The organism is Pantoea sp. (assembly GCF_039594315.1).
GTDB lineage: Bacteria > Pseudomonadota > Gammaproteobacteria > Enterobacterales > Enterobacteriaceae > Pantoea.
This window is the reverse complement of the sequence record NZ_JBCNNP010000003.1, coordinates 237675-264090: the sequence shown is the minus strand read 5'-3', so window position 1 is coordinate 264090 and position 26416 is coordinate 237675. Positions and strand designations below refer to the sequence as shown.

Annotated in this window: 25 protein-coding genes; 9 read left to right on the top strand and 16 right to left on the bottom strand. The window is 53.1% G+C overall.

All coding sequences use genetic code 11. The annotated features are described in order from the left end of the window. Positions 1-163 precede the first annotated feature (163 nt). Both kup and ABDW13_RS04340 read left to right on the top strand, forming a co-directional pair. Positions 164-2032 carry a low affinity potassium transporter Kup gene (gene kup / locus ABDW13_RS04345; RefSeq protein WP_343551188.1) on the top strand — a complete coding sequence of 623 codons (1869 nt, stop codon included), beginning with the start codon at positions 164-166 and terminating at the stop codon, positions 2030-2032. A gap of 274 nt (positions 2033-2306) precedes the next feature. Next, positions 2307-2612: a DUF1471 domain-containing protein gene (locus ABDW13_RS04340; protein ID WP_343551187.1), complete on the top strand. Its 306-nt coding sequence runs from the start codon at positions 2307-2309 to the stop codon at positions 2610-2612. A gap of 24 nt (positions 2613-2636) precedes the next feature. On the opposite strand, the gene ABDW13_RS04335 is transcribed toward ABDW13_RS04340, so the two are convergent. The 7 genes from ABDW13_RS04335 to ABDW13_RS04305 form a co-directional block, all read right to left on the bottom strand. Further along, positions 2637-3599, bottom strand: a complete 963-nt coding sequence (locus ABDW13_RS04335; protein ID WP_343551186.1) for a LysR substrate-binding domain-containing protein — start codon at positions 3597-3599, stop codon at positions 2637-2639. A 30-nt stretch (positions 3600-3629) separates the two neighbouring features. Then, a complete protein-coding gene (locus ABDW13_RS04330; RefSeq protein WP_343551185.1) occupies positions 3630-4544 on the bottom strand; it encodes an alpha/beta hydrolase in 915 nt (304 codons plus the stop codon). Next, on the bottom strand, positions 4537-5175 hold the full coding sequence (leuD, locus tag ABDW13_RS04325; protein WP_343551184.1) for a 3-isopropylmalate dehydratase small subunit: 639 nt from the start codon (positions 5173-5175) through the stop codon (positions 4537-4539). Before leuD ends, ABDW13_RS04330 begins: the two co-directional genes overlap by 8 nt. 1 nt (position 5176) lies before the next feature. Next, positions 5177-6598: a 3-isopropylmalate dehydratase large subunit gene (gene leuC / locus ABDW13_RS04320; RefSeq protein WP_343551183.1), complete on the bottom strand. Its 1422-nt coding sequence runs from the start codon at positions 6596-6598 to the stop codon at positions 5177-5179. Positions 6599-6711: 113 nt separating this feature from the next. Then, the gene (locus tag ABDW13_RS04315; RefSeq protein ID WP_343551182.1) at positions 6712-8007 is read right to left on the bottom strand and encodes an FAD-binding oxidoreductase; all 1296 of its coding nucleotides are present in this window, start codon (positions 8005-8007) and stop codon (positions 6712-6714) included. A 16-nt stretch (positions 8008-8023) separates the two neighbouring features. After that, positions 8024-8446 (bottom strand): RidA family protein, encoded by a 423-nt coding sequence (locus ABDW13_RS04310; protein ID WP_343551181.1) that lies wholly within the window; start codon positions 8444-8446, stop codon positions 8024-8026. Positions 8447-8470: 24 nt separating this feature from the next. After that, positions 8471-9610, bottom strand: coding sequence for a tyramine oxidase subunit B (locus ABDW13_RS04305; protein ID WP_343551180.1), 1140 nt, complete (start codon positions 9608-9610; stop codon positions 8471-8473). Between the two features lie 282 nt (positions 9611-9892). Here ABDW13_RS04305 and ABDW13_RS04300 point away from each other — a divergent pair, with 282 nt between their 5' ends. From ABDW13_RS04300 to ABDW13_RS04275, 6 genes are all read left to right on the top strand, one after another. Then, positions 9893-10723, top strand: a complete 831-nt coding sequence (locus ABDW13_RS04300; protein ID WP_343551179.1) for a helix-turn-helix domain-containing protein — start codon at positions 9893-9895, stop codon at positions 10721-10723. Positions 10724-10872: 149 nt separating this feature from the next. After that, the gene (locus tag ABDW13_RS04295; RefSeq protein WP_343551178.1) at positions 10873-12261 is read left to right on the top strand and encodes an APC family permease; all 1389 of its coding nucleotides are present in this window, start codon (positions 10873-10875) and stop codon (positions 12259-12261) included. Positions 12262-12499: 238 nt separating this feature from the next. Then, positions 12500-14146 (top strand): malate dehydrogenase (quinone), encoded by a 1647-nt coding sequence (mqo, locus tag ABDW13_RS04290; RefSeq protein ID WP_343551177.1) that lies wholly within the window; start codon positions 12500-12502, stop codon positions 14144-14146. Between the two features lie 124 nt (positions 14147-14270). After that, positions 14271-14534: a hypothetical protein gene (locus tag ABDW13_RS04285; RefSeq protein WP_343551176.1), complete on the top strand. Its 264-nt coding sequence runs from the start codon at positions 14271-14273 to the stop codon at positions 14532-14534. Then, on the top strand, positions 14531-15271 hold the full coding sequence (locus ABDW13_RS04280) for a Fic family protein (RefSeq protein WP_343551175.1): 741 nt from the start codon (positions 14531-14533) through the stop codon (positions 15269-15271). Before ABDW13_RS04285 ends, ABDW13_RS04280 begins: the two co-directional genes overlap by 4 nt. A gap of 121 nt (positions 15272-15392) precedes the next feature. Next, positions 15393-16607 (top strand): multidrug effflux MFS transporter, encoded by a 1215-nt coding sequence (locus tag ABDW13_RS04275; RefSeq protein ID WP_343551174.1) that lies wholly within the window; start codon positions 15393-15395, stop codon positions 16605-16607. A gap of 23 nt (positions 16608-16630) precedes the next feature. Here the strand turns inward: ABDW13_RS04275 and ABDW13_RS04270 are convergent, their stop codons facing one another. From ABDW13_RS04270 to ABDW13_RS04250, 5 genes are all read right to left on the bottom strand, one after another. Next, complete coding sequence (locus ABDW13_RS04270; RefSeq protein ID WP_343551173.1) at positions 16631-17767, bottom strand: alpha-hydroxy acid oxidase; 1137 nt, start codon at positions 17765-17767, stop codon at positions 16631-16633. A gap of 52 nt (positions 17768-17819) precedes the next feature. Beyond that, positions 17820-19067, bottom strand: coding sequence for an NAD(P)/FAD-dependent oxidoreductase (locus ABDW13_RS04265; RefSeq protein ID WP_343551172.1), 1248 nt, complete (start codon positions 19065-19067; stop codon positions 17820-17822). An 84-nt stretch (positions 19068-19151) separates the two neighbouring features. After that, positions 19152-19970 carry an ABC transporter permease gene (locus ABDW13_RS04260; protein WP_277967237.1) on the bottom strand — a complete coding sequence of 273 codons (819 nt, stop codon included), beginning with the start codon at positions 19968-19970 and terminating at the stop codon, positions 19152-19154. A 1-nt stretch (position 19971) separates the two neighbouring features. Beyond that, entirely contained in the window at positions 19972-20826 is an 855-nt protein-coding gene (locus ABDW13_RS04255) for an ABC transporter permease (protein ID WP_343551171.1), read from the bottom strand. A 63-nt stretch (positions 20827-20889) separates the two neighbouring features. Next, the gene (locus ABDW13_RS04250; protein WP_343551170.1) at positions 20890-21921 is read right to left on the bottom strand and encodes a polyamine ABC transporter substrate-binding protein; all 1032 of its coding nucleotides are present in this window, start codon (positions 21919-21921) and stop codon (positions 20890-20892) included. A 368-nt stretch (positions 21922-22289) separates the two neighbouring features. Here ABDW13_RS04250 and ABDW13_RS04245 point away from each other — a divergent pair, with 368 nt between their 5' ends. Then, a complete protein-coding gene (locus ABDW13_RS04245; protein ID WP_343551169.1) occupies positions 22290-23252 on the top strand; it encodes a LysR family transcriptional regulator in 963 nt (320 codons plus the stop codon). A 41-nt stretch (positions 23253-23293) separates the two neighbouring features. On the opposite strand, the gene ABDW13_RS04240 is transcribed toward ABDW13_RS04245, so the two are convergent. The 4 genes from ABDW13_RS04240 to ABDW13_RS04225 all read right to left on the bottom strand — a co-directional run bounded on the left by ABDW13_RS04240 (position 23294) and on the right by ABDW13_RS04225 (position 26416). Further along, a complete protein-coding gene (locus tag ABDW13_RS04240; RefSeq protein WP_343551168.1) occupies positions 23294-24223 on the bottom strand; it encodes a glyoxylate/hydroxypyruvate reductase A in 930 nt (309 codons plus the stop codon). Continuing rightward, on the bottom strand, positions 24220-24669 hold the full coding sequence (locus ABDW13_RS04235) for a type II 3-dehydroquinate dehydratase (protein ID WP_343551167.1): 450 nt from the start codon (positions 24667-24669) through the stop codon (positions 24220-24222). Before ABDW13_RS04235 ends, ABDW13_RS04240 begins: the two co-directional genes overlap by 4 nt. Before the next feature lie 125 nt (positions 24670-24794). Further along, positions 24795-25409 (bottom strand): glutathione S-transferase N-terminal domain-containing protein, encoded by a 615-nt coding sequence (locus ABDW13_RS04230; protein ID WP_343551166.1) that lies wholly within the window; start codon positions 25407-25409, stop codon positions 24795-24797. After that, on the bottom strand, positions 25406-26416 hold the full coding sequence (locus ABDW13_RS04225) for an NAD(P)H-quinone oxidoreductase (protein WP_343551165.1): 1011 nt from the start codon (positions 26414-26416) through the stop codon (positions 25406-25408). Before ABDW13_RS04225 ends, ABDW13_RS04230 begins: the two co-directional genes overlap by 4 nt.

The window sequence follows — 26416 nt, the reverse complement described above, 5'->3', positions numbered from 1 at the left end:
CTATGCTCAGAAGATAAAATGAGCAGCGATATAAAAATGGCGTAAAAATTTCAGTGATTGGCGTAAAAATGCTGTCTATTAATTCGCCGTCCTCTATGCGTTTTGTGCGTTTACAGGTATGTTCGCGCCTATAAGCAGCAACCCTGATGATCACAGGAAATCTATGAGTCACAACGAAAAACAGTCGTTACCCGCCGGTATGTTGGCGGCGGCGGGCATTGTGTTTGGCGATATCGGCACCAGCCCGCTTTACACCCTCAAAGAATGTCTCTCCATTTTGCCGGATGGCACCCTTTCGACCACCGCGGTGATGGGATTTCTGTCGCTGATTTTCTGGGCGTTAACGCTGATCGTGACGCTGAAATACGTCTGTTTCGTGATGCGCGCCGACCATGACGGCGAAGGCGGCGTCTTAACCTTGATGTCACTGGCACGCCAACACGTTGGTCCGAAAGCCGCACATATCATTGTGCTGGCCGGGCTGATTGGCGGTGCGTTTTTCTACGGCGATGGCGTAATTACGCCGGCGATTTCGGTGTTGTCGGCGATTGAAGGCATCGAAGTGGTATCGCCGGAGTTGGGTAAATACGTGGTGCCACTGGCGGTGGTGATTCTGACGCTGCTGTTTGTCATCCAAAAACACGGTACGGAAAAGGTCAGCAAAGTGTTTGGGCCGGTGATGTTCATCTGGTTCGTGTCGATTGCGTTACTCGGCATACGTGGCATCATGCAAAATCCTGAAGTGCTGTATGCCCTCAATCCCCGCTATGCGCTGACGTTTTTGCTTAGCCACGAAGCGCTGGCATTTGCCGCGCTCGGCATGGTGGTGCTGGCCGTAACCGGCGCGGAAGCGCTGTACGCCGATATGGGACATTTAGGCAAAACGCCGATTCGCATGGCGTGGCTGGTGATCGCCATGCCCGCATTGGTGCTGAACTACTTCGGCCAGGGCGCCTTGGTGATTGCCGATCCGCAGGCGCTGAATAATCCATTCTTCAATCTCGCGCCAGCATGGGGACAGATTCCGCTGATTGTACTGTCCACGTTGGCAACGGTGATCGCCGCGCAATCGGTGATTAGCGGCGTCTACACGCTTACGCATCAGGCGATTCGTCAGGGATTCTTGCCGCCGATGCGCATCATCTTTACCTCACATACCGAATCCGGCCAGATCTATATTCCAGTGGTGAACTGGCTGCTATTTGTCGCGGTGACCGTGATCGTGTTGGCCTTCCGCCAGTCCTCGGCGCTCTCTTCCGCTTACGGCATTGTGGTAACCGGCACCATGGTGATCACCGCTTGTCTGGCGGGCGTTGTCGCGCTGCGCAACTGGAAATGGCCATTGCCACTGGCGGTTATTTTCCTGCTGTGCATGTTGAGCATTGATATCCCGCTGTTCAGCGCCAACCTGATGAAGTTGCTGTCCGGTGGTTGGGTGCCAGTGTTGCTAGCGCTGAGCATGATGGGCTTAATGCTGATCTGGAGCAGCGAGCGTAATCGCCTGATTCGTCGCCTGAATAACGATCCGGAAAGCCTGCAAGCGCTGGTGAAATCATTGGAAACCAATCCACCGAGCCGCGTGCCGGGTACAGCGATTTTCCTGGCGCGTAAACAGCACGAGATTCCGCAGGCGCTGCTGCATAACCTCAAACACAATCGCGTGTTGCACAAACGCGTAGTACTGCTGCATATCCGCACCAGCGATATTCCGCGCGTCTACAACCAGAAACGCCTCAGCATTACGCAGATATCGCCGTCATTCTGGCAAGTCACCGCCGAATATGGCTGGCGCGAAACGCCATCAATGGCGGAAATTCTCTACCTTTGCGGCTTAGAAGGGTTTGGCTGCACCATTAATGAAGCCTCTTTCTTTACTTCGCATGACACGCTGGTGATGAAGAAGCGCAAAGGTTTGAAACGCGTGATTGGCGGGATTTTCCATTTCTGTCAGCGCAATGCCCTGCGCGCCCATGAACAATTCAATATCCCACCGAATCGGGTAATCGAGTTGGGCGGACAGCGCGAGTTTTAATTTATTCGGTCACCATAAATGGTGACCGTTTAACTCTGCCAAATGTAAGCAGATGAAAAAATATTCGCGGAAGTTTGAATGAGTTGTGGCTGAATCTTTCTTAACAACTAATTAGCAATTTTAGCTAAAACGCTTAACCTCAAAAGGTGTTTATTAGTTTCACCGGCAATCATTAGTTGCCGTGCGCAATTTAGGGTTTGCTAAAAAGTTCACCAACATTTGAAAGACACGCAGCTTTAGCCGTTGGCTGAGATTATTTTCGAGGAGTAAGAACATGAAACAATTAATTAATGACGTTATCTCAATCTTTACACCGCAATCTGTTAAACCGGTTTTAATTCGTGCTGATTTAACCCATCGCGAAATATCCTCTATTCATCCGGTCGGATTTACGTCGGTAAGCTGGGCCACCTCAATGGAAGAGTTGAATGATGCTTTTGTGCAAAAAGCGCAAGCCGCAGGCGCTGTCGGCTATCACATTACTGAAGTGGAATCGCACGAACCGGCACACGATGGCCAGCACGTAATGGCAGCCACCGCCACGTTGTATCATATCAATAGCAAAGTGGCTTATGGCTAATGTCGACTTTCGTTCTACTTAAATTTATAGCCTGCCCTTCATCATAGGCAGGCTTTTTTCTGCAAAATAGTCGGCAAGAAAATCAATAAACACTTTAATTCGTGGCGATTCCGAAGCGCGTTGAGTATAAACCGCCCACACATTGGCTTCCTGATACCATTCGGGTAAAACATGCACCAATTTATTTTCACTCAAATACGGTGCAACGTCCCAGGCAGAACGTAATGCAATGCCGTGTGATTTTAAGGCCCAATTTAAAATAACTTTGCCGCTATTGGATGAATAATGGCTATTTAAGCGACAAACGATTTCTTGTTCGCCATTGCTCAACGCCCAATGACCAAACGGATTGTTATTTTCATTAATGATTAAACAGCTGTGATCAATCAGGTCATCCAACTTTTTCAGCGCGGGAGATTGCGCTAAATAATGTGCCGAAGCACATAAAATGCGCCGATTCGCTGCCAGTTTTCTGGCGATGTAGGAGTGATTAACATCATCGCCGACGCGAATATCCACATCAATGCCCGATTGCAGCAGGTCAATATCGCGATCGCTCAGCATCAGTTTGATATTCAACGACGGATGTAGCGTCATAAATTCGGCAATCGCATCGGATAAGTAATCCTGACCGAAACCAAATGAACAAGCCACGGTGAGATCGCCGGTTAATTCGCCGCGCCACTGCTGAAAGTTATGCAGGAAAGCATCCATTTCGTGCACCACGTGCAGTGCGCCTTCTAACGCCTTTTCACCTTCGGGCGTCAGGCGCATCACGCGATTGGTACGAAAAAACAGCCGGGTTTCCAGCAGTTTTTCCAGAATGGCGATACGTTTGCTGATATATGAAGGCGACTGACCGAGTTCAGCGGCGGCGCGACCAAATCCTTCATAACGCGCCACGCTAATAAACACATACAGATCTTCCACTGATGGCCAGCCCTGTAACGGTTTTTGATAACTCTTCCCGGCAAGCAATATCTTCATAACATCACTGTGTTAAGCAAATTTAGCCGGTTATAACACAGAATCCAGGAACGGTTGTAGCTGGCTTAAAAACAGTTCTGGCACTTCTTCATGTGGGGAATGACCGCAAGGTAATGCGTATCCTTGCACATCGCGCGCTTTATCCTGCCAGGTTTCCACCACGTTATATAACTGGCCGACGGTGCCTTTTGCGCCCCATAACAGCAGCAGCGGCGCTTCAATACGTTTTTCACTGTCTTGCGCATCGTCATCTAAATCAATGGTGGCCGCCGCGCGATAATCCTCGCACACCGCATGAATCATCTGTGGATTTTGATAACAGCGCAGATAGTCATTAAAGATTTCATTCTCAGTCGCGCCGGGCGTTTTTAATTGGCCATCAATATGCTTACGCAGGAATAAAGCCGGATCGTGGCCGATCATGGTTTCCGGTAGCGGATAAGGCTGAATCAGGAAAAACCACCAGAAATAACGGGTGGCGAATTCTTTATTGGTGCGCGCATACATGGTGGCGGTGGGAGCAATGTCGACAAACACGCAGCAGGAGACTTTTTCGGGGTGATCGAGCGCCAGCCGATGCCCAACGCGCGCGCCGCGATCGTGTCCAACAAACGCCACGCGCTCCAATCCCAGCGCCTCAATCAGCAAACTGATATCTTCCGCCATCACGCGTTTGGAATAAGGGCGATGCGATGCATCACTGGCGGGTTTATCGCTGTCACCGTAACCGCGCAGATCCGGCAAGATCACGCGATATTTCTGCGCCAACGTGGGTGCGATTTTTCGCCAGGCTAAATGGTTTTGTGGATGCCCGTGCAGCAATAACAGCGGCGCGCCCTCGCCGCCCATCGCTACGCGCAGCGTTGTGCCGTTCGACAAACGCACATCGCTGAGGCTAAAGCCTGCAATAAACGGTGATTCCCCGCGAGGCGTAATCTCACTCATGCTCGGCTTCCCTGATGATGTTGGCGCGTTTGAGCCACGGACGTTGCGCGAAATGTTGCGCTTCAAATTGGCTGATATCGCTTTCATATTGCAGCGTCCAATCCACCGCGCTGCCGCCGCCCAATAACATCTCGCGTTTCAACGCGCTGACTGAAAATGGCATGCGCTGATCATTGAAGAGAATGGTTTGTTGTTCCAGCGACACGGTGATGCGGTTGCTCGCGGGATCATTGGCTACCGCCACCAAACGCTGATAATCCTCTTCGCTTAAGGTCAACGTCAGCACGCCGTTGCGTTGACAGTTGTCGTCAAAAATACCGGCGAAGCTGGTGCCGATAATGGCACGAATTCCCAGTTGGTTCAGTCCCCAAACCGCATGTTCACGGCTGGAGCCGCAGCCAAAATTGGCGCCCACCAGCAAGAATGCGGCATTTTCCCAGCCAGCCTGGTTGAGGATGAAATCAGGATTTGGGCTACCGTCAGCTAAGAAGCGCAGATCGAAAAACACACCGCGATCCAAACCCTGACGATCAATGCCTTTCAGGAACTGCTTCGGCATGATCACATCGGTATCAATATTGGCAGCCGGCAACGGCGCGAGCGTGCCAGTGATGTTGTTAAATGCTTGCATATCAAACCTCTGCTGTCATAAAGCGGCGGACATCAACCAGATGGCCGGCAATCGCGGCGGCGGCAACCATCGCCGGACTCATCAAATGAGTACGCGCACCGGCACCTTGTCGGCCAGGGAAATTGCGGTTGGTGCCGGAAGCACAACGATCGCCAGGGGCTAACACATCTTCATTCATCGCCAGGCACATCGAGCAGCCCGATTGACGCCACTCAAAACCGGCATTGACGAAGATGGCCGCTAATCCTTCGGCTTCCGCCTGCATGCGCACCTGCGTTGATCCCGGCACGATAATGCCGCGCACCTGAGGCGCGATTTTGTGTCCGTCGAGAATCGCAGCGGCAGCACGTAAATCCTCAATGCGCCCGTTGGTGCAGGAGCCAATAAAAGCATGTGTGATGGCGATTTTAGCCAGCGGCGTGCCGGGTTCCAGTCCCATATATTTCAACGCGGTTTTCAGCGCTTGCTGCTTAACCGCATCCTTCTCCTGCGCCGGATCGGGCACGCAGGCGGTTATCGCGCTGGCCTGATCCGGGCTGATACCCCACGTGACTTTGGGTTCGAGGTCGCTGCAATCAATCGTGATGCGCGCGTCAAAAACGGCATCATCATCGCTACGCAAAGTGCGCCATTCGGCAAGCGCCTGTTGCCACAACTCGCCAGTTGGCATTTGTGGTTTATCAGCAATATAGGCAAACACTTTCTCATCCGGCGCGATGATCGCCCCGCGCGCACCCGCTTCCACCGCCATGTTGCACAGCGTCATACGCCCTTCCATGCTCAGCGCAGAAATAGCCTCGCCAGCAAATTCAATCGCAAAACCGGTCGCGCCCGATGCGCCAATTTTTTCGATCAGCGCCATGATGATGTCTTTAGCCGAGCAACCAAACGGCAGCTCGCCGTTCACCGTCACCAGCATGCTTTTCAGGCGGCGATAAATCAGCGTTTGCGTCGCTAACAGATGTTCGATTTCCGAGGTGCCGATACCAAATCCTAGCGCACCAAATGCGCCGTAAGTGGTGGTATGGCTGTCGCCTGCGGCAATCACCATGCCGGGCATCACTAAGCCTTGTTCGTGTGCCACCACATGTTCGATGCCTTGGCGCGGATCGAGCACGTCGAACAATTCGATACCGAAATGCGCGGCGTTTTCGCGGAAGTAATCGACCTGCAACTGGCCGCCCGCATCGGTCATGTCGTTATCGCGTTCGGGTCGCGTTGGGTTAACGTGATCGACATTGAGCAAAATGTTGGCGGGATGACGCACCGCACGCTGGTGATCGCGTAGGCCGCTAAACGCTTGCGGGCTGGTGTATTCATTGAGGATCGAGCGATCGATGTAGAGCAGTACGTGCCCTTCGTCATCTAACTTACGGACCATATGCTGATCGATCAGCTTTTCATACAGTGTTTTATTAGCCATGCCGTTGCCCACGCGATAAAGAGAAAGTCATTAGAGAGCTTAGGGTAATACAACTTTCGCGCGGGCAATCAACACGGTTCGTGCAGTGATGGTTTATGAAGTGTGCAGCGTAATCAATTCAGCCGCTCGAACCGATACGGCGCAGGATCGATCAGCGGCGTATTGCCAGTGACTAAATCAGCCGCTAATTGTCCTGCTGCGGGCGAGGTTCCGAAGCCGTGGCCGGAAAAACCGGTTGCTAGCGTCAATCCCGGCAATGCCGCCACCGGTCCAATCACCGGATTGGAATCCGGCGTCACATCGATCACGCCAGCCCAGGCTTGCGCCATTTTTGCTTGCTGAAATGCTGGCCACGCAGCACACAGATTGCGCATCGCTTCCTGATTCAACGCCGGATTGACCTGCGGATCAAGCGTACGCACCCGCTCAAACGGCGTGCGGCTATCGCTGCGCCAACGACGCGCCAACGCCAAATCCTTGAGGAAATATTTGCCCAGCGAGATGCGCAAATTATCGCGCGCATGACGCAGTTGCGGCAGATAACGCGGCCCCAATAACAGATGATCCCAGGTTAACGGTGCATCCAACGCGCCGCGCTGAGTAATGATAAAACCGCCATCCTGATGTTTACGGAACGAGAAATCCGGTGCGCCCACCGCAATGTTACTTGGCCCATCCAGCGGTTGGGTGCGCATTACCGAGCAGATCAGCGGCAGCGTCGGCAAATTGATGCCCAGATTGCCGAGGAAGCGCCGCGACCAGGCCCCCGCCGCCAATAGCACCTGATCGCAACTAATCTCGCCGTTCTCCGTCACTACGCCACTGACTTTGCCATTGCTGGTGGATAAACTGCGCACCGCACAGTGCTCAATGATTATCGCGCCTTTCGCCATCGCCGCTTTGGCAATGGCGCTGGCCGCCAGCGTCGGTTCGGCGCGACCATCCGAAGCGGTAAAAATACCGCCCGCCCATTTGCCCACGCCGCCTGGTACCTGATCAACAATATCCGCGTGATGCAGCAAGCAAGTATCCAGGCCAACGTGTTTCACCGCCTCCAGCCATTTTTCATGCAGCGCCATCTGCGCCTCGTTGCGGGCAATGAACATAATGCCCGCCTGGCGATAACCCACATCGCTGCCGACGCGCGCCGCCATCCCGGCCCACAAACGGTCGGCGGCTTGCGCCAAAGGAATATCCTCCGCCGCGCGGCTGGTTTTACGAATCCAACCCAAATTACGTGATGATTGTTCGCCCGCGATGCGCCCTTTTTCCAGCACCACCACCGGAATATTGCGCTCCGCCAGCGTTAACGCGGCGGTTAAGCCGACAATACCGCCGCCAATAATCACCACCGTACAGGACGTTGGCAGCTGCTGTGAAGTTACAACGGGCGTGATAACCGGTGCCATAGCGCGTCTCCCGCCCTTACAGGGCAACCGTGATCTCTTGAACATTGGCTTTGCTGGCACCGCGATAGGCGGTGACTTCCAACTCGACTTTGTAAACAGTGGAACCGAGCGGCGGACAGGTCACCGTTGAGGCGGGATTCACGCCACGAAACTTCTCGCCGATGATCGCCATCACCGTTGGCACATCATCGGGGTTCTGGATAAACACCCGTGAACACACCACGTCTTGCAAGCTGGCATCAATCGCTGCCAGCGCTGCTTCGATGTTGGCGAATACCTGCAAAGTTTGTTCGCTGACATCCTCAGGAATCTGTTTGGTGTGCGGGTTACGCCCGGCGGTATTGGAAACGTAAATCCAGTTATCCACCGCCACAATGCGCGAATAACTGGCTTTTTCTTCGAAAATCGAACCGGTTTTCAGTTTGATGATCTGCGTCATGTTGCTGTTCCTTCTCTCAATTAATCAGCTTAAAGCCGGGGTTTCCCACAGGTTAAGTTTCACTCCGATATCGCGCGCCAGCGCATTGCGATACAGCACCGTTCCCCACGCCACATCCTCTACCGGCATGCCGCCCACCGACATGATGATGATCTCCTCATCGTTTTGGCGTCCGGGCGCTTCACCGACAACAATCTTGCCGATGTCCTCCAACTGCGTGGCGTCGAGTTGCCCAGCAGCCACCATATCCATAAATCGCACGCCAATAATTGGGATACAGCGATGTGCGGGCTTAGGCACTTCCTCAAACCACGCGTGATACAAACCGGTGTTATCCAGCACTTTGCGCACGTCAGATTGCTCCATTCCCGCGTCGATGTTGCACAGCGCTGGCATGGCGAGAAACGCGCCCGGCTTGACCCATTCCCGTTTGACCAGCGGATAAGTGGCCGGATCGCCCACTTCGCCAGAGCTGCAATAAGTGACAATGTCACTGTCGCGCACCACCGCTTCCAGCGTATCAACGATTTCGACACGCTTAATTTGCGGATAGGTCTCTTGTACCCAGGTGAGGAAATTATCCAGGCTGCGCTGGCCGCGACCTTTCACTTTGATGGTGTCAATCAGCGGGCACACCGCAATAAAGGCCGCCACCGCAGTTTTGCCCATCACACCCGGTCCCAGTAAGCCAATCACACGGGAATCTTTACGCGCTAAATGACGTGCACCCACGCCCGGCACCGCGCCCGTACGATAAGCAGAGAGCAAGTTAGCCGACATATGCGCCAGCGGCGCGCCGGTGTCGGCATCGCTGAGCGTGAACATCAGAATCGAGCGCGGCAGGCCTTTTTCGCGATTGGCGATATTCGAGCCGTACCACTTCACGCCTGCGGTGCAGAAGTTGCCGCCAAGATAGGCCGGCATCGCCATCATGCGGCGATCGGCGGTGGGTTTAGGCATGCTGGCAAACGGTGAATTTTCCGGAAAACTGACCATCGCGCCGTGAGAATCGTTATTCGCGCCCGCCATGCGATAGTCGCCGTGATACAGCAAGCCAAACATCTCCTCCATGGTATCGACGCAGGCCGCCATATCGGTTACGCCTGCCCGAATCATGTCTTGCTCAGACAGGTAAATAAAATCTATCCGCGTTGAATCCGTCATTTTCAATGCCTCTGCAATCAGTGGTGAGCGTTAGAAATAACGTGCAGGCAAGCAGGCTGTATTGAATATTTGCGACATGGATGGAGGTCAACAGAACGCGATAAATCGCGCCGCTACAATTTCGTGCGTTGATTGAAACTTGAATGAAATACAGGCACAGACCGTAGCGGCGCGATTTATCGCGCAATGTATGGATGGGCAACATGCTGAATTGAGCTAAACCGAATCAGGCACGCGCTTTGCATCATCTCTGGCAACATCCTTGCCCGAACGGAGCGCGCCATGACTCAGTTGCCTGTTTATCGTCACCACGGATTCCAGCCCGAACAGCCGTGGTTCGTGCTAAATGCCGCGCAACATTACTCGATGATCGCCTCGGAAAATCCGGCGATTTCGCATTTCTACAGCTTTGACGTGGCGCAAACGGCGGGCATGACGCTGGCAATCCCCGATGGCTGCGTGGATATCGTGTTTGATTGCGATCCACAGCATCCCAGCGCGCGCGTCTGCGGCACCACGCTGGAAGCGCGCGGCGCGGATATGCAGCACAGCCATCACTACTTCGGCGTGCGTTTTGCGCCAGGCATCATCCCCGACTTTCTCGATGTGATGGCGGAAGAGATTCCCGACCATGAATTTAGCTTCTTAGATGTGGTGCCTGATGCGCGCCTGGCGTTCGAACACATTGTGCAAGCGCGCGATTTCACTCGCCAAATCGCCCTGTTCAACACCTATTTCACCCCGCGCCTGGTGCGCAAAGCCTCGGCACTGACCTCGCTGATTATCCGCGCGATGCGCCAGCAAAACGGCAACATTCGCGTTGATCAGCTGGAAACCTTGAGTGGCTATACCTGCCGCACTATCCAGCGCCAGTTTCGCCAGGATACCGGCATGTCGCCGAAAGCCTTTAGCCGCATTTTGCGCTGCCAATCGGCATTGAATAGCATTCACGCCCAGCAGGATTTGTCATTTAGCGATCTGGCGTTTGATCTTGGTTTTAGCGATCAATCGCATTTCCTGCGCGAGTTTAAAAAGTTTGTTAGCACCACGCCGTGCGATTACCAACGCCGCATCGCGCATGATGATTATTTTCAGCGTCTGCGTTTCCAATAAAGCCCTAAAACGGTGCAGCGCTGCACTGTGCGGTTGTCCGATTTTTTCTATCCGTCGAGGTTGGCGCTGAGAAATGATGCAGCCAGTTGACCTGCATCAGGCGGCGCAGACTGCCTGAGATTTTCTCTCTGCTGATAGAGGCATTGGCGATGAATAATGAATCCGGCTTGCGCAAAAATACGTTGGGTGTGTTTTCTCTGGTCTTTTTCGTTGTCGCAGCGGCCTCGCCGCTGACCGGCGTGGTGGGTGGATTGCCAGTGGCGATTATCTCTGGCAACGGCGGCGGTATTCCGGTGTTCTATATTCTCTCCTGCGTTATTTTGATGTTATTTGCCGTCGGCTTTATTGCCATGAGCCGACACGTCAATAATGCGGGCGCGTTTTATACTTATATCTCCAAAGGATTGGGGGAAAACTGGGGCGCTTCCGCCTCGGTATTAGCCTTAATGGCGTATGTGTCGATTCAAATTGCCATCGTCGCGATGTTAGGCTTTTTTACCCAATTATTTCTCGAACAACATCTCGCCACGCATATTCCATGGTGGGCATTGAGCATGTTATTCGTGTTGATTGTGTGGATATTAAGCATTAAACGCGTCGAAGTCGGCGGGAAATTATTGGGCATATTAATGCTGGCGGAAGTGGCGATTGTGTTGCTCACCGACGTAATGTTGTTGGTGAAAAAAGTCGGCCCGTACAGCTTCCAGTCATTTGAACCTACGGTATTTATGCAGGGCAATCTTGGCATCGCGTTTATCTTCACGATCGCCGCCTTTATTGGTTTCGAATCCACCGCCATTTATGCCGAGGAGTGCCGCGATCCACATAAAACCGTGCCGCGCGCCACCATCGTTGCCCTGCTGCTGATCACCGGTTTCTTCTGCTTTACCAGTTGGTCATTGGTGCAGGCTTATGGTTTTGATCAGATTGTGGCGATTGCCAGCAAAGATCCCGGTAATTTCGTCTTCAATATTACGCGCGAATATGTTGGTGAGTGGGCGGTGAACACCATGTCGGTATTGCTGATCACCAGCTTGTTTGCCGCCACGCTGGCGTTTCATAACAACATTTCGCGCTACATCTTTAGCATTAGCCGTGATGGTTTGATTTGGAAAGAGTTATGCAAAACCCATCCCACCAACGGCACGCCGCATAATGCCAGCCACGTTCACAGCGTGATTATGCTGATGTTGCTGGCGGGTATGGGCGGCGCAGGATTGGATCCGATGGTGCATATTTTCGCCATTGGATCGGCGGTGGCGACATTGTGCATCCTGATTCTGCAACTGGGCGTATCAGCGGCGGTGGTGTTATTTTTCCGCCGCGTACGCACCGACGACAGGCGCTTTGTGGTGTTTTGGTCGCCGTTATTATCGATGGTGTGCATGAGCGTGACGATTATTTTGGTGGTCAACAATCTGCAATCCTTGAGCGGCAGCGATTCCAGCGTGGTGAAATGGATTCCCTGGGTGATTGCGGCTTGTGCATTAGCCGGATATGCCATGTCGATAAAGCGCAATATTCGTGCACGTGCGTGAATTAATTTGACCTAAATAAGGGCTGCGGTTATAAATAATAACCGCATTCCACAAGCGGTTTATCCCCGAATTATTTCCCCTTTCGTCTATATTTTCACCGATTTACTTTTATGTAAGTTAATTAACTAACACCAATACTTAATTAACTAAAAACAAGTTAATAACTTCGTAACAATCTCTTAATGTGCAAACCGAATTTTTAACGTTCACCTGCAAAAGCACAATAAGTAGGACTGGAATGACTCACACCAAAAAGATCGTGTCTGCCCTTTCGCTGGCAGCGCTACTTGTTTCTTCAGCGGTTCATGCTGAAAACGCACCGGAAAAAACTGACGTTCTGCTAATTGGCGGCGGCATCATGAGCGCCTCGCTGGGCACATGGCTGCAAGAGCTGCAACCAGGCTGGAAACAGCTGATGGTTGAGAAGCTGGACGGCGTAGCGCTGGAATCGTCTAACGGCTGGAACAACGCCGGTACCGGTCACTCTGCTAACATGGAGCTGAACTACACGCCAGAGCGTGCAGACGGTTCAATCGACGTTAGCAAAGCGCTGGAAATCAACGAATCCTTTATGATTTCACGTCAGTTCTGGACGGCACAAGTGCAGCGCGGCGTATTGCACGATCCGCACTCGTTCATCAACTCCACTCCACATATGAGCTTTGTTTGGGGCGACAAAAACGTCGAGTACCTGACCAAGCGTTATGATGCATTGCAGAAAACCACCCTGTTCCAGGGCATGAAATTCTCTACCGATCATCAGCAGATCCAGCAATGGGCACCGCTGGTGATGGAAGGTCGTGATCCGAATCAGAAAGTGGCCGCTACCTGGACGCCCGTTGGCACCGACGTTAACTACGGTGAAATCACCCGTCAGTTGATCGGCAGCCTGAAAAAAGATCAGAACTTCAAATTAGAAACCTCTGCTGAAGTCACTGATTTCAAACGCAACGGCGACAATTCGTGGCACGTTACAATTAAAGATGTGAAAAGCGGCGACATGCGTGCAGTCGATGCTAAATACGTGTTTATCGGTGCGGGCGGCGGTGCGATCAAGCTGTTGCAGAAAACCGGTATTCCAGAAGCTGACAACTACGGCGGCTTCCCGGTTGGTGGTTCATTCCTGATGACCGAAAACCCAGAAATCGCTAACCGTCACCTGGAAAAAGTTTACGGTCAGGCTTCGGTAGGTGCACCGCCGATGTCGGTTCCGCATATCGATTCACGTTACCTTGATGGTAAGAAAGTGGTGCTGTTTGGGCCGTTCGCGACCTTCTCGACCAAGTACCTGAAAAACGGTTCACTGTTTGATCTGCTGAGCGCAACCACCACCAGCAACATCATGCCGATGACGCATGTTGGTATCGATAACTTTGATCTGGTGAAATACCTGATTGGTCAGGTAATGCTGAATGACGATGACCGCTTTGCCGCGCTGAAAGAGTACTATCCAAACGCGCGTAAAGAAGACTGGAAACTGATTCAGGCTGGTCAACGCGTACAGATCATCAAGAAAGATGCGGAAAAAGGCGGCTTGCTGAAACTGGGCACCGAAATTGTGACCGATCAGCAGAAAACCCTGGCTGCGCTGCTGGGTGCTTCACCTGGCGCTTCCACTGCTGCGCCAATCACCCTCGACGTGATGAAGAAGCTGTTCCCAGAGCAGTTCGCTTCGCCCGAGTGGCAGCAGAAGATCCGCGCTATAGTGCCAAGCTTCGGCCAGAAGCTGAATGGCAACACCGCGCTGACGCAGCAGGTTTGGGATAACACCGCAGCCGCGCTGCAACTGACCAAACCGCCAGTGATCACCATGCCAGACCAAACTGCGGCCCCGACGCAAGCGAAACCGCGCGCAGAATCAGGCAAGCAGGATATGGCGCTGTAATTCACGCCTCGCAATGAGAAGCCGGACACTGTCCGGCTTTTTTTGTGCCTAAATAGACCATCATCGTCAGACGACATCCACCCAGCGCCATGCTAAAATTACAGCTCTTTTAGGGGGTAATGATATGGCTAAAACCGCATCGTTAAGTGTTGCCAATCACGTGCGTAGCCTTGCAAAAGCGCATCAAGTGACCGCTGAGCGTGACGGCATGAGCCGCATGGCTGTGGCGATTACTCGTTTGGCGGGTGACATCGTAGAACTCGATACTATCGAGCAATTACTGGTGAACCTGAAGAAAAAAGGCGTCCTGACCAAAGCTGAGACCTTGCAACTACAGGGCAGCTACTTGCAGGAAAAAAGACAGCAGAAGCAGAATTTCAGCGCATGAGTTTTGATCCTTTCAACGACTTCGCCACTGCTGGCTATTTGCAAAATACGCTTAAATTAAAAGATCCCACAGAAGTTAAAGAGTCAGAACATCTCTCATTTGAATTAAGTGTTGAAGATGCGCTGGCTTTTTTAGCTTCTCAGGATCAAATCAGCTACGCCACTGTTCTTAAAGTTCATGAAATCTTGTTTTCTGATTTCTATCCGTGGGCAGGAAAAGATAGAAATCAGTTAACGCCGCATTTAGCGGTATTCAAAGGCTCTCGCGACGATCCCTATTTCACCGTGTTCGAATATCCGCACTCAATTCAGCTAGCTGTGGACTATGCGCTTAAGATGGCATTGAACGTTGAACGCTTTTGCAAACAGCCCGGTGCTGTGTTGGGTCAACTTGCATTTGCACATCCCTTCCTTGATGGCAATGGACGCACATTATTGCTGGTTTTCATGGAGTTAAGTTACCGCGCAGGTTTCTCAATTGATTGGTCTCGCACCACTAAAGATGGTTATCTTGCGGCACTCAGTGACGAAATCCGCGAGCCGTCAAAGGGGCATTTGGATAGCTATTTGCAACCCTACATCATCAATATTGATCATCGAGATCAGTGGCCGACAATTATTGGTGGAATAAAAGGGCTTGATGGTCTGGATAAAGAGGCCATTTGCTATGGCAGTTTGGACGATCCTCTTATTCATCAGAACTATAAAGGCTACCAAAGCCAACCTTTAGATGAGTAGGATCACCGCAGCCGCTTTAATTATGATTTCGATTCATAGGTTCTAGCGGATTAAGGCCATTAATGCTTTAAATGGTGTTTGGTAAAATGAACCATCAATAACACCAGCCCCCCGAGATCCCATGGACACCCAAGCAGCCAAGCATCCGCCCGACGTTAAAACCGGCATTATTTTCATCGTCATTTTGAGCGCCTTAATGGCGTTTACCTCGCTTTCCACCGATATCTATTTACCGGCGATGCCTGCGATGTCGGCGGCGTTGCACGGCAATTCTGAACTCACCGTTACTGGTTTTCTGATTGGTTTTGCCATTGCGCAGCTGGTTTGGGGACCGATCAGCGATCAACTGGGGCGCAAGAAACCGCTGTATATCGGCATGATTGTCTTTGCTATTGGATCGGCCGGTTGCGCGCTTTCGACAGATATGGTGCAGATCGTGATCTGGCGCGTAGTGCAAGCGGCGGGTGCCTGCACTGGACCGATGTTGGCCCGCGCGATGATTCGCGACCTGTTTGCGCGCACCCGCGCCGCGCAGATGCTTTCAACACTGATTATTGTGATGGCGATTGCGCCGATTGCCGGGCCATTGCTCGGCGGGCAGATCATCCGCTTTTCTCATTGGCCGATGATTTTCTGGTTTTTGGCCGTCGTTGGCGCGCTGATGTTTGTGGCGTTAACGCTGCTGCCTGAAACCTTGCCGCCAGAGAAGCGGGTGAAAACCTCGTTAGGTCATGCGTTTGGCAATTACCGTACGCTGCTTAAGAATCAAAGCTTTATGCGCTTTACCTTATGCGTCACCTTCTATTACGTGGCGGCTTACGCTTTTATTGTTGGTTCACCGGCGGTATATATCAGCTACTTCGGCATCGATCCGCAGCATTACGGTTGGCTGTTTGCGGTGAATATCGTCGGATTGGTGACCATCAGCACCATCAATAAACGTTTGGTGCAGAACATCAAACTGGAAACCTTGTTGAAAGCGGCGTCGTTCATCGCGGCGTTGATGACCTTGTTGATGTGTCTGACGTTAGACCTCAATCCCCGCAGCATCGCATTATTGGTGGCCTGTATTTTCATCTTCTTCTCGATGAATGGCATTATCGCCGCTTCCGCCACCGCTGCCGCATTGGATGCGGTGCCCAATGCGACCGGATCGGCCTCGGCGCTGATTGGATCGCTGCAATACGGTAGCGGGATTATTTCATCGCTACTGCTGGCGTGGCTGAATAACGGCACGCCGTGGATTATGGTGGGGATTATGACGGTGTTTACGGTGCTGAGTTTCGTGATTACCTTGGGCAGCAAAAAGCCGCAACCCCAGATATGCACATCCTAGGGTCGCCATTGATGGTGACCGCCTTACATCCGCAGAATATCCGGCCCAATCGACGTCACAGCGGTTTTGCCGCAGAACGCCATTGATAGGTCAAACTCATTGCGAATGATATTCAGCGCGGTGGTTACGCCCTCTTCACCCATCGCGCCCAGGCCGTACAACATGCTACGGCCTATATAGGTGCCTTGCGCACCGAGCGCCACCGCTTTCAGCACATCCTGACCGGAACGAATCCCGCCGTCGAAATGCACTTCTGCTTGCTTGTTCACCGCTGCGACAATTTCCGGCAACATCGAAATCGAGGATGAAACGCCATCCAACTGACGACCGCCGTGATTGGAGACGATCAGCGCATCGGCGCCCGCTTCCACCGCCAGGCGCGCATCTTCGGCATCCATAATGCCTTTGACGATCAGCTTTCCGCCCCAACGCTGTTTAATCCACTCAACGTCCTGCCACGAAAGACAGGGATCGAACTGCTGCTGTGTCCACTCCATCATGGCATCAATGCTATCGACGCCGCTGGCATGGCCAATGATATTGCCAAAATTGCGATTTTTGGTCGCCAACATCGAACGACACCAGCGCGGTTTGCTGGCGATATTTAGCATGTTGCGCAGCGTCATTTTCGGCGGCGTGGATAAGCCATTTTTGATGTCTTTATGCCGCTGACCAAATACCTGCAAATCCATGGTTACCACTAACGCGCTACAGTTGGCAGCTTTGGCGCGTTCAATTAAATTGGCGACGAATTGCCGATCGCGCATCACGTACAGCTGAAACCAAAACGGATGCTGTTGCGTGGCCTGCGCCACCGTTTCCAGCGAGCAAATACTCATAGTGGAGAGCGTAAACGGAATGCCAAACTTTTTCGCCGCGCGCGCGGCATGGATCTCACCGTCAGCATGCACCATGCCGGTTAATCCGGTGGGCGCAATTGCCATCGGCATCGCCACTGATTGCCCGACCATGCTACTGGCGGTGCTGCGCTGTGAAATATCCACCGCCACGCGCTGGCGGAATTCGATACGCCGTAAATCGGCTTCATTGGCGCGATAGCTGGATTCCGTCCATGAACCGGCATCCACGTAGTCATAAAACATTTTTGGTACGCGTTTACGCGCTAATTGGCGTAATTCTTCGATGCAGGTAATTGCCATAGACCGTTTTCCAACAATATTAAAACGGTCACCATAAATGGTGACCCAACGATTATTTTTTGTAATCGGTATACGCGTTTTGCAATACCACATGGTCGGCAATATATTTCGCATCATGCCATACGCCATAAATAAACGACGACGCGCGATTCACCAGATTCGGCAAGCCAAGGAAATAGATGCCACGCTCGGCTGAAATACCGCGCTTATGGAATGGGAAACCTTTTTCATCAAAGGCATCCACTTGCAGCCAGCTAAAATCGAATTTAAAGCCGGTGGCCCAAATAATTGAAGTAATACCCGCAGCACGCAGATCCAATTCAGACAGGGGATTAATTAAGCATTCTGGATCAGGTAACAAATCCCACGCTTGTGGCTCTGGCGGCAGATCTAAGCCATTGCGTTCAATATAAGCATCAGCATCACGCAGTACGTCGAAATAGGCTTTGTCACCTTCAGCAATATTCTCCACCAAACCGTCGGCAAAACTCAGCACGCCATTGTTATAAGTTTGGGTAATGCCAACCAGCGTAATGCCCATGTGCGCCAGACGTCGGAAATCAACCGTTTTGCCGCCTTCATAACCGCTTACGGCAAACGCCACATGCTCTTTCTTCGGCTTAATTTTCACTTCATCCCACAAGCCGAGCGCGCCTAACCACCAGCAGTAATCACGATCGCGATACGAACGCGGCGGACGATAATGTTCGCCAACCGATAACGTCACTTCGCGACCCGATTTACGCAGTTCTTCAGCGATTTGTGTGCCGGAAGCGCCCGCGCCAACCACCAGCACGCCGCCTTGCGGTAATTGCTGGGGATTCTTATACGCTGAGGAATGGATTTGATGCAGCGCGGCGCTCTCCGGCACGATCTGCGGGAAAGACGGCTTCTGGAATGGACCGGTTGCCGCCACCACATTGTCGGCTTCAAATTCCCCAGCCGAGGTCACCACTTTAAAGCCGCTGCGCCCCGGTAGACGTTCCACCAAATGCACGTCCACGCCGGTACGCACTGGCGCATTAAGCATTTTTACGTAATCTTCGAAATATTGCGCCATGCGCTCTTTCGGCGGAAACGCTTCCTGAGAAATATTATCGAATTTCATCGAAGGAAAACGATCGTGCCAGGCTGGGCCATTAGCCACCAATGAATCCCAGCGCTCTGAACGCCAGCGTTCGGCAATACGGCTGCGTTCTAACACCACATGTGGCACGCCCATTAACGACAGATGCTCACTCATCGCAATACCTGCCTGACCTGCGCCAACAATCACAGTATTAATTTTTTCTACTGACATGTGAAATCCCTAAAATGTTCGACGCCGACCCATTCATAAAAGAATGAATAAACCCGCGACCTAATTGTTTATATGGAGATGGAATTAATGCCCGGCTTCGACGTTCAATATTTTCCCTAAGCCTAAAAACTTATTTGCGATAATTAACATCGTCGCGGTTACCGCAATATAAATTACCGACAATGCCGCCAAGGTTGGATCTGCAAACTCACGCACATAGTTGTACATCGCCACCGGTAACGTCTGGGTGGCTTGCGTGGTAATAAACAGCGAAGCGGTAAATTCGTTGAACGACAGGATGGCGGCAAATAACCAACCGCCAAACAGGCCTGGCAGAATCAGCGGCACGGTAATGGTCCACACCACGCGCAGCGGTGATGCGCCAAGACTTGCCGCCGCCAGTTCAATGCGTTGTTCGAGGTTTTTCAGCGATACATATACGCTGCGCAACACAAACGGCAGCACCAGCACAATGTGACAGAAAATCACCAGCGGATAACCGCGCCCTATCCCCAATTGTGAAACCAGCATCAGCAAACCGAGGCCAATGGTGAAATGCGGGATAAACAGCGGCGACAGCAACACGCCTTCCAGCACCTGCTTGCACGGGAAACTGTAGCGTTCAATGGCAATCGCCAGCGTGGCACCGATGATTACCGCCAGCGTTGAAGCCCACGCGGTGACGATCAGGCCAGAGTAGAAGCCGTGACGGAAATCGTCGTAGTTCACCGCACGCTCGAACCAGCGCAGCGACCAGCCTTTCGGCGGGAAGAACAATACCGACGTGCTGCTGAATGAGGAGATGAACACCACAATGGTTGGCAGCAATACGAACAGCAGAATCGCGATAACCAGCGTGCGTCCGGCCAGCGTAATCAGTTTATCGTTGAGGGATCGGGTCATCTTAGTGCTCTCCCATCGCGTGCAGGAATCGGCTCATACGTTTTAATGCCATCAGCAACAGAATGGTCAGAATCAAACCGGCAATGCTTAGCGCGGCGGCAAACGGGAAATTCATCGAGGAGAAGCCCAACTGATACACCATGGTCGCCACGGTGCTGACGCGTCCGCCGCCAATCAATTGTGGCGTGGCGAAGGCGCTGAACGTCCAGGCAAACGCCGTGGTCAGGCTCGACACAATGCCAGGAATCGACAGCGGAACCGTCACCGTCAACAACGTACGAATTGGACCAGCGCCCAGACTGGTAGCGGCCTTTTCATAGTCAGGATTGATGTGCGACAGCGCAGTCGCCAGCATCATTACCATAATCGGCATGGTCACATGCACCAACGCCACCACCACGCCGGTTTGCGTGAACATAAACTGGATGGGCTTGCTAATCAGGCCCATCGCCAGCAGCAAGCTATTGAGGAAACCGCTGTTACCCAGCACGATAATCCACGAATAGGTGCGCACCACTTCGCCGAGAAACAGCGGCGTGATGGCGATGATCAAAATAGTGGATTTGATCCATGTGGTTTTGGTTCTGACCAGCGCATACGCCAGCGGATAGCTCATCAACAAACCGAAAATCGCGGTTTTGGCGCTGAGCATCACGGTGTTAATAAAGGCATCGGCATAGATTTTTTTAAATAAGCCGTCAAAGTTTGCCAGGGTAAATCCGCCCACGTCGAGCGAACCGGGAATATAGGCCCGCACGCTGAACTGCATAACGACGAACATGGCCACCACCAGTCCCAACGCCGTTAAGGTGGCGGGAATGATGAACCAGGGTAAGAATGTCGGTTTTCTCGTCATAGACGTTGCTGCCTGAATAAAGTGGTGCGACGAACCGGGCGGCTTGGTGGCCGCCCATACTTATCAATGCGACATGATGTTTTCAGAGAACCACTGACGCCACTCGGCGGTTTTTTCCGCACGCAGTTGTGGATCGGTGTTGATGGTGGCGTTCCACTGCTCTGGCGTGGTCAACATGCCAGGCAGTTTCGCCAACTCAGGATCGATATGCGCGTTGGTCACCGTTGGGCTGCCGCGATAGATCTTCGCCACTTCCTGTTGGATTTCCGGCTTCAGCGCAATATTCATGAACTTGTAAGCCAGATCGGCGTGCTTGGTGCCTTTGTTGATACCCACGGTATCCACGCCCAGAATCGCGCCCTCTTTTGGAATCGCCAGCTTAATGTTGACGCCTTCGGCAATCATGCTGTAGGCGTTCATTGACAGCATCACCTGCACTGGCGTTTCGCCGGTGGAGATCAACTGCTGGCTGTTAGCATCATCGGTATAGAAGGATTTGATGTTGGGGATCAGCGCTTTCAGCTTGGCCTGACCTTGCTGCCAATGCGCCGCATCGGTGCCAGAAAGCTTGGCGGAAACCGCGATGATATGGCTCGGATCCCAATCTGGCAGCGCGATCGAGCTTTTCAGCTCTGGACGCCACAGATCGTTCCAGCTGGTGAACTCTTCACCTTTTGGCACTAAATCTGGACGATAGCCGATGGTGTAAACGTAGCCCCACACGCCGAGGTGATACGGGCTGACTTTCGCCTGCTGCACCAGATTCACCGCGTTAGGAATTTTGCTCATGTCGAGCTTTTCGAACAGGCCGCTGTTGGCATACAGATAGCCGACATGTGCGGTGGTAAAGGTGACGTCGGTTTCTGGCGAACCGCCGGCCAGCTTGGCTTTGTTTAGGCGATCAATGGTGCCGCCGGTCACGAACTGCACTTCCACGCCGGTTTCTTTGGTGAATTCTTTAGCGATGGTTTGATCAATCAGATCTTTAAAGCTGCCGCCCCAGGTGCTGACAATCAGCTTATCTGCGGCCATCGCATTCCCTGCGCTCAATACACACGTGGTCAACAACGTTAAGGCACCAATCTTACGCAACATATTCTCGTCCCCAATGAATGAAATGGCTGTTGTAGCTGCTTTGCACCACCGTCTGCTCCATCGCGTCGCAATGCACTTAAACAGTGCGAAGGCGGCTCTCGGGTGTTGCAGCGATAATGCCGTTGCGTTGAGATTCGGTAAAACAGCATTTCCCTCGCTGTTGCATCAGAATTTCTGACGCTAAAAAAGCGGCTGGCTTGGCAAGGATTTTCTTAAGCAGTGGTGAGGGAGAAGCGAATAGGCGCTAGCCATTAAGCAGGAGATTATGCTGTGAGTCGGAATTTGGCATGAGAAATGCTTGAGCTTTATCGACATTATTAGAATGACTGGCGCGACATGAGCGTGCCAGCGATCTCAGGAGAACCTGCATGCTCAGTCGCATCACCCAGCGTCAGCTGGAATATTTTGTCGCTTCCGGTGAAGCGGGCAGCATTATCGGCGCGTCGGAACGTATTCACGTTTCATCGCCTTCGATATCCGCCGCCATCACCCACATTGAGTCTGAGCTTGGCGTGCAGCTGTTTGTGCGCCATCACGCCCAAGGCGTTTCCCTCACCGCAATCGGCCATCAGGTATTAAAAGAGGCCAAACTGATTCTTGAACAGATGTCGAATCTCTACACCATCGCCTCGGAATCAATGAACAACGTGCGCGGCCCGCTGCGTGTCGGTTGCTTGGATACGCTGGCGCCGATGTTGACGCCAGAACTGGTGTTTGGCTTTGGCCGCGCTTTTCCCGGCGTGCGTGTCACCTTGGTGGAAGGCAACCATGAGCAGCTGCTGAAACAGTTGCGCGCTGCCGATATCGACATTGCGCTGACCTACGATTTAGTGCCTGCCAGCGATGTGACGTTTAAGTCACTGGCGCAGCTACCACCGTACGTGATGGTCGGCGAGCATCATCCTTTCGCTACGCAATCTGCGGTGTCGATTCAGGATCTGGCTGACGTACCGATGGTGCTACTGGATATGCCGTGGAGCCGCGAATATTTTCTCGGCTTATTCAGTGAAGCTGGCGTGACGCCGAATGTGGTGATGCGTTCCAGCAATATGGAAACGGTGCGCGCAATGGTGGCAAACGGCGTTGGTTTTGGTATCGCCAACGTGCGACCAAAAGCGCATCTATCGCAGGATGGCAAACGGCTGATCCGCGTGCGCTTAGCGGGCGTTAATAAGCCAATGCAACTCGGTTACGCCACCATGGCACACGTACAGCAATCAATGGTGGTCAGCGCCTTCGCCGAACGTTGCCGCATGTTTATTTCCGACCAATATATTCCGGGCATGGCGGCACCGAGCTATTTCGATCCACAAGTGGTGAAAGTGGCGTAACCGTTGTTCGTCGTAGGGTCGCCATTTTTGGCGTCCGCTAGTTAATAACCCTGATGCGGATACACGCGATTTAATACCGACTCACCGCGCGCGGCACGCTGGATATTATCGGCGACTTGCGGCGCGGCGCTGGCGGGAATCGCTACCGAGGCCAGATGCGGCGTAATCAGCACATTTTCCATCGCCCACAAAGCATCTTGTGGCGGCAAGGGTTCGCGATCGAAGACATCCAATGTCGCATGCCCAATATCGCCACGCTGTAACGCTTGCGTTAACGCTGCCTGATCGACAACCGCCCCGCGCGACACGTTGATAAACGCGCTGCCACGCGGCAAGCGCGCTAAGCGCTCGGCGCTAAGTAAGCCGTTGGTTTGCGGTGTCAGCGGCAGCATCACCACCAGAATGTCGCTGCTGGCGAGGAAATCATCCAGCGCGTCCAAGCCGCTGCTGCATTTGATGCCGTCGATGTTTTTTTGCGAACGCGACCAACCACGCACATCTAATCCGTGGCGCGCCAGTTCCAGCGCGGCATAGGAACCCAGTTCACCCAATCCCAACACGCCAACGCGCACTGTTTCAGGTGAGCGCGGATGCAGATAGTGCCAGCGCCGTTCACGCTGCGCGCGTTCGAAGGCGGGAATATCGCGCGCATAACGCAGCACCGCGAACAGCACAAAACCGGCCATCATGCGTGCCATATGTGGATCGGACAAACGGGTAATCGGGATATCCGGCAAATCATCGCGCCCCACCAGCGAATCAACGCCCGCGCCGAGATTCACCAGCAGTTTGAGATTGCGATAAGACGCGAAAAAGCCGTGCGGCGGTTTCCACACCAATGCGTAATGCACTTCATCGACGTTCTGCACTTCTTCTGCCCGACAAATCGTTACGCCTGGCAGATGCGGCGCCAGCAAGCTTGACCACTGTTCAAAGCTGTCGAATTCGCTGTAAAAAACCAAGGTACTCATGCCGCATTCGCCTTGATCAACTCAACGACCGCATCAATCGCCAGCTCGTAGCCGATCACGCCCAGGCCAGCAATCACGCCGGTGGCGGCTTTCGATACCATCGAATGATGGCGGAACGGTTCACGCTTCCAGATGTTGCTCATGTGCGCTTCGATGATCGGGCCATCAAACATGAGTAATGCATCGAGGATTGGCACTGAACTGTAGGTTAAACCCGCGGCGTTGATGATCAATCCGGCAGCTTGCTGGCGGGCTTCCTGAATCCAATCCACTAGCACACCTTCGTGATTGCTCTGGCGAAATTGCAGCGTGATGTTGTGCGCTGCCGCACGGCGCTGGCAGCGTTCACCGATGCTGGCAAAACTTTCGTTGCCGTAGGTGCCGCTTTTGTCCATGCCATACAAGTTGGCGTTGGGGCCGTTGAGGAAATAGATTTGCTGATTCATATGAGTTCCTGAATTGAAATTAGGCAATTCGTTCAAACAGAGCGCACATTCCGTAGCGGCGCGATTCATCGCGCAATAAATTGCGCCGCTACGGAATGTGCGGTAATTGATTTATTTAATTGACCCTACATATGTGGGCGCGTGCTGGCCATCGCTGGATGGGCATCGAACACCGCGAACCAGACGGCGGTTTGCGGATGACCGGCGCGCCAATTAAGCGCATCAAAACGGAAATCGAGATAACCGAGCGCGCAGCCGATAGCGATCAGGCCAAGATCATCAGGTTGGGTGCTAAAAGCACTGACCTTGCGTTCAATTTCCGCCAACGCGGCACTGACTTTCTTCAATTGACCATCGGCCCAACCTTGCCACTGCTTTTCTGCTGGCCGCGCGCTGAATTCATAACGCGCCAGCAAAGCGGCATCGATCAAACCATCGCCCAAGGCCTGGCGCGATAAGGTGATCCAACGCGCGTCGCCGCACGATGGCAACAAATCGCCGTTTGCGCGAGCAATCAGGTATTCGCAAATCACGCGGCTGTCATACAGACACAACCCGTCTTCAGTACGCAGCGCCGGAACTTTTGCCAGCGGATTAAAACGGGCGATGCGCTCATCACGCTCAATCGGATGCGCGGCGGAATCCAGTAATTCGATCTCATCAACCACGCCAAGGCAATGCGCGGTCACCATCACTTTGCGCACATAGGCGGAGGTGGTGGCGTAGAACAGTTGCATCATGCTAACGCTCCTGGCTGATCGACATTCAGCAGCACTTTGCCAATGTTGGCGTTGGCTTCGAGGATGCGATGGGCTTCAGCCGCTTGCGCCAGCGGCAAGGTTTGATGCAGCGTCGGAGCGATTTTTCCCTCTGCTAACAGCGGCAGCAGATGCTTACGGATACAGGCAGCGAGACGCGCTTTCTCTGCGGCGCTTTTCGGGCGCAATGTCGAAGAGGTCAAGCTCAAGCCTTTGCGCATCACCAGTTGCAGATCAAGTTCGATCTTCGCGCCCTGCATAAACGACAAACTCACGTGACGTCCACCCGATGCCAGTACGCTGAGATTGCGCGCCACGTAATCGCCGCCGACGTTATCCAGCACCACGTCCACGCCGCGCCCCTGTGTTTCGGTTTCAATCACCGCAACAAAATCTTCGCTGTGGCGGTCAATGGATCGCCACACGCCAAGTTGTTGTAGCGCCGCAATTTTGTCGGCTCCGCCTGCGGTGGCGATAACGCGTGCGCCACAGGCTTGCGCGCATTGAATGGCAAAGGTGCCAACACCGCTGGCCGCACCGTGAATCAGTACGGTTTCGCCCGGCGTTAAGCGGCCAAGTTCGAACAGGTTATGCCAGACGGTAAACGCCGCTTCCGGCACGCCAGCGGCATGTGACAACGGCAGATTTTCCGGCACCGGCAAGCAGAGTTCAGCGCGTGCCACGCAATATTCGGCATAACCGCCGCCATTCAGCAGTGCCATCACCGCATCGCCGATTGCCAAGCCGGTAACGTCTGCGCCTAGCGCCACGATCTCACCCGCCACTTCCAGCCCTAACACATCGCTAGTACCCGGCGGGATTGGCATGCCGTTGCGCTGCATAATGTCTGGGCGATTGACGCCCGCGCTCACGACGCGAATCAGCACGTCGCCTGCGCCCGGCTGCGGCACAGCACGCTCCACCACCGTTAACACCTCGGCACCGCCCGGCTGGCGAGCAATCACCGCTTTCATCATTTCAGGCAACAT

Coding starts and splice junctions, on each gene's coding strand:
- ABDW13_RS04260 (WP_277967237.1), bottom strand. CDS start 19,970: ATGACCCGATCCCTCAACGATAAACTGATTACGCTGGCCGGACGCACG.
- ABDW13_RS04255 (WP_343551171.1), bottom strand. CDS start 20,826: ATGACGAGAAAACCGACATTCTTACCCTGGTTCATCATTCCCGCCACC.
- kup (WP_343551188.1), top strand. CDS start 164: ATGAGTCACAACGAAAAACAGTCGTTACCCGCCGGTATGTTGGCGGCG.
- ABDW13_RS04330 (WP_343551185.1), bottom strand. CDS start 4,544: ATGAGTGAGATTACGCCTCGCGGGGAATCACCGTTTATTGCAGGCTTT.
- mqo (WP_343551177.1), top strand. CDS start 12,500: ATGACTCACACCAAAAAGATCGTGTCTGCCCTTTCGCTGGCAGCGCTA.
- ABDW13_RS04230 (WP_343551166.1), bottom strand. CDS start 25,409: ATGATGCAACTGTTCTACGCCACCACCTCCGCCTATGTGCGCAAAGTG.
- ABDW13_RS04340 (WP_343551187.1), top strand. CDS start 2,307: ATGAAACAATTAATTAATGACGTTATCTCAATCTTTACACCGCAATCT.
- ABDW13_RS04295 (WP_343551178.1), top strand. CDS start 10,873: ATGAATAATGAATCCGGCTTGCGCAAAAATACGTTGGGTGTGTTTTCT.
- ABDW13_RS04235 (WP_343551167.1), bottom strand. CDS start 24,669: ATGAATCAGCAAATCTATTTCCTCAACGGCCCCAACGCCAACTTGTAT.
- ABDW13_RS04265 (WP_343551172.1), bottom strand. CDS start 19,067: ATGTCAGTAGAAAAAATTAATACTGTGATTGTTGGCGCAGGTCAGGCA.
- leuD (WP_343551184.1), bottom strand. CDS start 5,175: ATGCAAGCATTTAACAACATCACTGGCACGCTCGCGCCGTTGCCGGCT.
- ABDW13_RS04280 (WP_343551175.1), top strand. CDS start 14,531: ATGAGTTTTGATCCTTTCAACGACTTCGCCACTGCTGGCTATTTGCAA.
- ABDW13_RS04225 (WP_343551165.1), bottom strand. CDS start 26,416: ATGTTGCCTGAAATGATGAAAGCGGTGATTGCTCGCCAGCCGGGCGGT.
- ABDW13_RS04250 (WP_343551170.1), bottom strand. CDS start 21,921: ATGTTGCGTAAGATTGGTGCCTTAACGTTGTTGACCACGTGTGTATTG.
- ABDW13_RS04310 (WP_343551181.1), bottom strand. CDS start 8,446: ATGACGCAGATCATCAAACTGAAAACCGGTTCGATTTTCGAAGAAAAA.
- ABDW13_RS04335 (WP_343551186.1), bottom strand. CDS start 3,599: ATGAAGATATTGCTTGCCGGGAAGAGTTATCAAAAACCGTTACAGGGC.
- leuC (WP_343551183.1), bottom strand. CDS start 6,598: ATGGCTAATAAAACACTGTATGAAAAGCTGATCGATCAGCATATGGTC.
- ABDW13_RS04275 (WP_343551174.1), top strand. CDS start 15,393: ATGGACACCCAAGCAGCCAAGCATCCGCCCGACGTTAAAACCGGCATT.
- ABDW13_RS04315 (WP_343551182.1), bottom strand. CDS start 8,007: ATGGCACCGGTTATCACGCCCGTTGTAACTTCACAGCAGCTGCCAACG.
- ABDW13_RS04270 (WP_343551173.1), bottom strand. CDS start 17,767: ATGGCAATTACCTGCATCGAAGAATTACGCCAATTAGCGCGTAAACGC.
- ABDW13_RS04305 (WP_343551180.1), bottom strand. CDS start 9,610: ATGACGGATTCAACGCGGATAGATTTTATTTACCTGTCTGAGCAAGAC.
- ABDW13_RS04285 (WP_343551176.1), top strand. CDS start 14,271: ATGGCTAAAACCGCATCGTTAAGTGTTGCCAATCACGTGCGTAGCCTT.
- ABDW13_RS04245 (WP_343551169.1), top strand. CDS start 22,290: ATGCTCAGTCGCATCACCCAGCGTCAGCTGGAATATTTTGTCGCTTCC.
- ABDW13_RS04300 (WP_343551179.1), top strand. CDS start 9,893: ATGACTCAGTTGCCTGTTTATCGTCACCACGGATTCCAGCCCGAACAG.
- ABDW13_RS04240 (WP_343551168.1), bottom strand. CDS start 24,223: ATGAGTACCTTGGTTTTTTACAGCGAATTCGACAGCTTTGAACAGTGG.